The sequence below is a fragment of the Rhodococcus sp. BS-15 genome (assembly GCF_000813105.1).
Classification (GTDB): domain Bacteria; phylum Actinomycetota; class Actinomycetes; order Mycobacteriales; family Mycobacteriaceae; genus Rhodococcoides.
Genome location: NZ_BAOX01000293.1, coordinates 1 through 5,938 on the forward strand (window position 1 = coordinate 1; position 5,938 = coordinate 5,938).

At 65.9% G+C, this 5,938-nt stretch carries 5 protein-coding genes and 1 pseudogene; 4 read left to right on the top strand and 2 right to left on the bottom strand.

Going from position 1 to position 5,938, the window contains the following annotated elements:
- On the top strand, positions 1–192 hold a 192-nt coding region (locus RHBS_RS23005), incomplete at its 5' end, for an HNH endonuclease (protein WP_145977575.1).
- Positions 193–199: 7 nt separating this feature from the next.
- Here RHBS_RS23005 and RHBS_RS23010 read toward each other — a convergent pair.
- Positions 200–1,696 (bottom strand): acyl-CoA synthetase, encoded by a 1,497-nt coding sequence (locus RHBS_RS23010; RefSeq protein ID WP_128646496.1) that lies wholly within the window; start codon positions 1,694–1,696, stop codon positions 200–202.
- 89 nt (positions 1,697–1,785) lie between these two features.
- Here RHBS_RS23010 and RHBS_RS23015 point away from each other — a divergent pair, with 89 nt between their 5' ends.
- The gene (locus tag RHBS_RS23015; protein ID WP_128646498.1) at positions 1,786–2,325 is read left to right on the top strand and encodes a DUF2231 domain-containing protein; all 540 of its coding nucleotides are present in this window, start codon (positions 1,786–1,788) and stop codon (positions 2,323–2,325) included.
- Position 2,326: 1 nt separating this feature from the next.
- Here the strand turns inward: RHBS_RS23015 and RHBS_RS23020 are convergent, their stop codons facing one another.
- Entirely contained in the window at positions 2,327–2,635 is a 309-nt protein-coding gene (locus RHBS_RS23020; protein ID WP_237669597.1) for a calcium-binding protein, read from the bottom strand.
- Between the two features lie 303 nt (positions 2,636–2,938).
- On the opposite strand from RHBS_RS23020, the pseudogene RHBS_RS23025 reads away from it, so the two are divergent.
- A pseudogene (locus RHBS_RS23025) lies at positions 2,939–5,235 on the top strand (ATP-binding cassette domain-containing protein).
- 75 nt (positions 5,236–5,310) lie between these two features.
- Entirely contained in the window at positions 5,311–5,880 is a 570-nt protein-coding gene (locus RHBS_RS23030) for an ABC transporter substrate-binding protein (protein ID WP_237669599.1), read from the top strand.
- Positions 5,881–5,938: the final 58 nt, after the last annotated feature.

The following is a 5,938-nucleotide window of genomic DNA, read 5'->3' on the forward strand; positions in this document are numbered from 1 at the left end:
GAACACGGCGGCCCCACCGACCTGAACAACCTCGCCCTGGTCTGCGGAGAATGCCACCGCCTCGTCCACCACGGCGACTGGCAACTGTTCATGGGCACCGACGGACACCCTTACGCCATCCCACCCGAATCCATCGACCCCACACGACAACCCATGCCCAGCTACCACCGACGAAAACGGCGCGCAGCCTGACACCAGGTCAACCGCGCAGCTCACGCTTGAGTAGTTTTCCGCTCTGATTGCGCGGCAACTCGTCGACGAAGGTGACGGTCTTGGGCACCTTGAACGGCGCTATCCGACCCTTCACATGGTCGATCAACACCTGCGACGACAACTCACTGCCGTCCTTGAGCACGACGACGGCCGTCACCGCCTCGATCCACTTGTCGTCGGGCGTCCCGATCACCGCGACCTCGGCGACCGCCGAATGGGTGTAGATCGCATCCTCCACCTCGCGTGACGCGACGAGAATGCCACCGGTGTTGATGACGTCCTTGATCCGGTCGACCACGGTGATGAACCCCTCGGCGTCGCGTGTCACCAAGTCACCGGAATGAAACCACCCATCCGAGAACGCATCTGCCGTCGCCTCCGGCTTGTCCCAGTAGCCGTCGCACAGCTGAGGAGAACGGTAGAGAATCTCCCCGGGCTCGCCGTCCGGCACATCGTTGCCGTCGGCATCGACGACGCGGGTCTCGACGAAGAACACCGCACGTCCGCACGACGCCGGCCGCGCCTCGTGCTCCTCGGGCTGCAATACCGTTGCCAGCGGACCGATCTCGGACTGCCCGAAGCAGTTGTAGAACTCGATGTCCGGGTACCGCTCACGTAGCCGACTGAGCACGGTGACGGGCATGATCGACGAACCGTACTGCGCCTTCTTCAGCGAGGAGAGGTCGCGCGCGTCCAGGTCGGGGTGATTGGCGAGCGGAACCCACACCGTCGGTGCCAGGAACAGAGACTTGATCTTCTCCTCTTCGATCCGGCGCAGGATCTCCGGGACGTCGGGCCTACGCATCAAGCGGACCGTGGCACCCACCGACAGATACGGCAGCATGAACACGTGCATCCCCGCCGAGTGGTACATCGGCATCACGAGCAGCGGATCGTCGTCCTGGGTGAACCCGAGCGCGATGACGCACGAGACGTACTCCGCGACCAACGCACCGTGAGACATCATCGCGCCCTTGGGTTTCGACGTCGTTCCGGAGGTGTAGAGCAGCTGAGCGAGGTCGGTCGAATCGGCGGCGGGTTCGAGTTCGGAGCCGTCGCCGTCTGTGCCCAGCACATCGGGAAGGGAGATCACGTGCTCGATCGTCAGGTCTCCACGAACGGAGTCGAGGGTGGCCGTCAACGCCGGGTCCACAAGAACCACGCGGGAGCCCGACTGATCGAGCAAGTACCGCAGTTCGTCGCCCACCAGCGCGTAGTTGATCGGAACGTGCACCAATCCGGCTCGCGCACAAGCGAGGAACGCGAGGACGTACGCGTCCGAGTTGACGCCGTACGCCGCGACGCGGTCACCCTTGTTCAATCCCAGCGCGATCAGTCGTCGGGCGGCGCGGGTGACCGCGGTATCGAGTTCTCCGTAGGTGTGGCTGCGTCCCTCGAAGGTCACGGCGAGACGGTCAGGGAATTTCGCGGCCGACCGTCGCAGGACGCCGTCGACCGTGTTCACTCGTGTTCCGCTGCTCATCACCCGACGTTATAGGACGTCCAAGCATCTCGTCCCGTGTTTGGCTGCCCTTACGGTTCGTGCAGCGTCAGCGGGGCATGCGGCAAGGCATGAAGACGAAACAAGCACTCGACAGCCTCGAATCGGCGTCCTTTCTCGACGATGCCGGCAACGCGATCAACGGCGTTCTCGCGCCCGCCCTCGACGACAGCGCCGTCGGTAGCGCGCTCCGGGGACGGTGGATCGGTCACCCCGTCCACCCTGCTCTCGTCAACATCACCGTCGGCAGCTGGACGAGCGCAGTCGCCCTCGACCTGATGAATCACCAATCGAGGGCGAGCAAGCTGGTCATCTCCCTCGGGCTGGCATCCGCGCCGGCAGCTATCGCCACCGGCTGGGCTGATTGGTCGACGATGAACACCCGCCAACGACGCGTCGGGATGATCCACGCGGCGTCCAACGCGACCGGCGTCTTCCTCTTCCTCGGCTCGTACGTACGTCGCCGGAAGCACACCGATGGCATCGCCAAGGCGCTGGCTGCGGCCGGTCTGGCAACAGCGAGCGTCGGCGGTCTCATCGGAGGACACCTCGCCTACAGCTCGACCGAGCAGGAACCGGCTCCAGCAGGCAAGCACAGCATTCGCCGGTAGATCAGCAGTTGTTCGGCTCCCCGATCTTCACCGCGGACAGCAGAGCATCGCCCTCACCGATCAGCGTCCCTACGGGCGGATCCTGCGCCACGACAATCCAGTTCGAGTCGTTGACCTGCATCCGGCTCGCACCGGACGCATCGACGCTCCGGGAGTAGAAGATCCCCGCCGCCTGGATCGCGTTCTGGGCGGACTGCAGATCGAGGCACACCACCGCCGGCATGTACACGGGGACCCAAGCCTGCACGGACGGCTCTGCTCCGGCGGCGTCCTGAACGACTACCCTCGGCACCGACGACGCAGAGGACATGGTCGCACCCCCTGCGACCCTCGTGACTTCGCTCCGGTAGTCGGACTCTGTCGCACCGCCGGCGCTGCAGGCTGTCGCCAGAACCGGCAACACGAACAACGACGCAGCCAGTACGCGACCTCTACTGAACATGGGGACCTTTCGAGACGATCTCACCCGGCGGTGGCCAATGCCTATTCAATCGGCCGACCGCCCGAGTCAGTTACCTGCCATCAGCAGTAGCATTTCCGTACACCGTACGGTAGACTCCACCGGCCCCGGGCGAACCAGCGTCGGGGGCGGCGAAAGGCGACCGAAGCGCACATGACCCAGGCCCAGCCGACGACACCAGCCCAGCCATCCAGCGACGAACTGTCCACCATCCTCGTTCGCGGAGCACGCGAGAACAATCTCCGCGACGTGAACCTCGACCTGCCCAAACGCTCGCTCGTCGTGTTCGCGGGCGTCTCCGGGTCGGGGAAGTCATCACTCGTCTTCGACACCATCGCTGCCGAAGCTCAACGGCAGATCAACTCCACGTTCACCGCGTTCGCGCAGACGTTCCTCCCGTCCTACGGCCGCCCCGACGCCGATCTCATCGCCAACCTGTCAGCTGTCGTCATCGTCGACCAGAAGCGTCTGTTCGGCGGCCCGCGGTCGACGGTCGGCACCATCACCGACATCGGCGACTGGCTGCGCATGTTGTGGTCCCGCGGCATCACCCCGGCGATCGGGTTCGCGAACGCGTTCTCGTTCAACGACCCGGCCGGCATGTGCCTCGAGTGCGAGGGGCTCGGTGAGGCGAAGGTCGTCGACCTCGGCGAACTCGTGGACGAGTCGAAGTCCTTGCGCGAGGGGCCGTTCAAGCATCCGGACTTCGAGGTCGGCAAATGGCCGTATCGGGTGTTCGCCGACTCGGGCCTGTTCGATCTCGACGTCCCGATCGAGCAGTACTCCGCCCGCGAGCGCCACATCTTCTTCGACGCCAAGCCCGGCGAGGTCGAAGTGCTGAATCCCGACGCCGTCATGAAGAGCTACGAGGGGATCGTGTCCCGGTTCCGGCGCAGCTACCTGGCGAAGGACGCCGATGCCCTCAAGGGCAAAGCCAAGCTCGCGTTCGAGCGAATCGTCACGCGCGGCGTCTGCGAGTCCTGCGGCGGCTCCCGCTACAACGAGACCATCCGCGGCGCGACCCTCGAGGGTCTGTCTCTCCCCGACGCGTTCGCGATGCAGGTATCCGAACTCGCCGATCGTATCGACGGGTGGCAGATCAACGGACTGGGCACCGTCACCGCCGAAATCGTCACGCAACTACGCAGACTCGTCGATCTCGGTCTCGGCTACCTCAGCCTGGACCGGGCGACGTCGTCGCTGTCGGGCGGTGAATCCCAGCGCATCAAGATGGTCCGCCACCTCGGAGCCACCCTCAACGACATGCTCTACGTCTTCGACGAACCGACCACGGGCCTCCACCCCCGCGACGTCCACCGCCTCGACGACATGTTGCTCGCGCTGCGCGACAAGGGCAACACCGTCCTCGTCGTCGAGCACGACCCCGAGGTCATGGCCATCGCCGACCGCATCGTCGAGATCGGCCCCGGCGCGGGAAAGGCAGGCGGCACAGTCGTCTTCGAGGGAACCTACGACGAACTCCGCCGCGCCGACACCAGGACCGGTGCCGCGCTGCGCCGCGAGGGCGTCGAATTGCGGACTCCCCGTGCGCCTTCGGGATGGCTGAGCATCACCGGTGCGAGCACCCACAATCTGCGCGACGTCAGCGTCGACGTGCCGCTCGGAGTTCTGACCGCCGTCACCGGCGTCGCCGGTTCCGGCAAGTCGAGCCTCATCCACGGCCACCTCCGTGAGGTCGCGCCGGACGCCGTCATCATCGACCAGGCACCCATCCGCGGATCGCGCCGCTCCTCCCCCGCGACCTACACCGGTCTGCTCGATCCGATCCGCGCGTACTTCGCCAAGAAGACCGGCCAGCCGCCGTCGCTGTTCTCGCCCAACTCCGACGGCGCATGCCCCGACTGCCAAGGCAGTGGCGTCATCTTCACCGACCTCGGGTTCACCGACCCGGTGACGAGCACCTGCGAGACGTGCCAGGCAGGCGATTCCGCTCGGGCGCGATCCGGCACACCGTCGACGGCATCAGCATCGCCGACATCTTCGAGATGTCCGTCGAGGACGCGCAGGACTTCTTCGAGGTCAAGAAGATCCGCGACATCCTCCGCCGGTGCCGGGACGTCGGGCTCGGCTACCTCTCGCTCGGCCAGAACCTCTCGTCGCTCTCCGGCGGCGAGCGTCAACGGCTCAAGCTCGCCACCGAACTGGTCGGGTCGTCGCCGGTGCTGGTTCTCGACGAGCCGACGACCGGTCTGCACCCATCGGACGTGTCGAACCTGATCGCGTTGCTGTCCGGGATGATCGACGAGGGCAGGTCGGTGATCGTCATCGAACACAATCTCGACGTCATCGCCGCTGCCGACTGGGTCATCGACCTCGGCCCCGACGGCGGACACAACGGCGGTCTGATCACCTTCACCGGAACCGTCGACGAGTTGGTGGTCTCCGACACCCACACCGGCACGTACCTGGCACGGAGCCTGGGTCGCTGACCTCGACCCGATAGTGTTGGCGCTCCACGAGGTATCGGAAACACAGGAGTGGCAGTGCAGCGTCGATCGGCACGAATGATCTCAGCCGGGTTCGCGGTCATCGCGCTGGTCGCGACCGGATGCGGCAGCACGACCACGGACTCCCCGCCGACCGCAACCTCGGCCACGGCGTCGAGCGGGGAGTTTCCGAGGACGATCGCGTCGGGCTCGGACGGCGGGACCGTCACCATCGACGCGGTGCCTCGTTCGATCGTCTCGCTGAGCCCGACGGCAACGGAGACCCTGTATGCCGTCGGGGCAGGTGAGCAGGTGGCGGCCGTCGACGATCAGTCGGACTATCCCGCCGACGCTCCGAAGACCGGGCTGTCGGCGTTCACGCCGAGCCTCGAGGCGATCGTCGCGTACGACCCCGATCTGGTGATCACCTCCACCGACCTCGGCCTGGTGACGTCCACTCTGGCCGAGGCCGGCATTCCGACGCTGCTGGTGCCGGCCGCGACGAGCCTCGACGACGCGTACGAGCAGATCGAACAAGTGGCCGACGCGACCGGGGCACGACGCCGAAAGGCGACGCAGTGGTCGCGCAGATGCGGTCCCGGATCGACACTGCCGTGGCGAGCGTTCCGGATCGCGATCGGCCGCTGACGTACTTTCACGAACTCGACGACACGTTGTACACGGTGTCGAGCGCGAGCTTCGTCGA